This window comes from Oleiphilus sp. HI0128, from assembly GCF_001635365.1.
Genome location: NZ_LWGG01000712.1, coordinates 1 through 288 on the forward strand (window position 1 = coordinate 1; position 288 = coordinate 288).

Genomic DNA, 288 nt, shown 5'->3' on the forward strand with positions numbered 1-288 from the left:
GGCCTTCTCTGCTTTGGCCTTCTCTGCTTTAGCTTTCTCTGCTTTAGCTTTCTCTGCTTTAGCTTTCTCTGCTTTAGCCTTCTCTGCTTTAGCCTTCTCTGCTTTGGCTTTTTCTGCTTTAGCCTTCTCAGCTTTAGCCTTCTCAGCTTTAGCCTTCTCAGCTTTAGCCTTCTCAGCTTTAGCCTTCTCTGCTTTGGCTTTCTCTGCTTTAGCTTTCTCTGCTTTAGCTTTCTCTGCTTTCGCTTTCTCTGCTTTAGCTTTCTCTGCTTTAGCTTTCTCTGCTTTAGC

General features: G+C 44.8%; 1 protein-coding gene. It reads right to left on the reverse strand.

Features of this window, described 5'->3' with window-relative positions; translation table 11 throughout:
- The coding region (locus A3763_RS30090; protein WP_197482863.1) for a hypothetical protein at window positions 1-288 on the reverse strand (288 nt) is incomplete at both ends.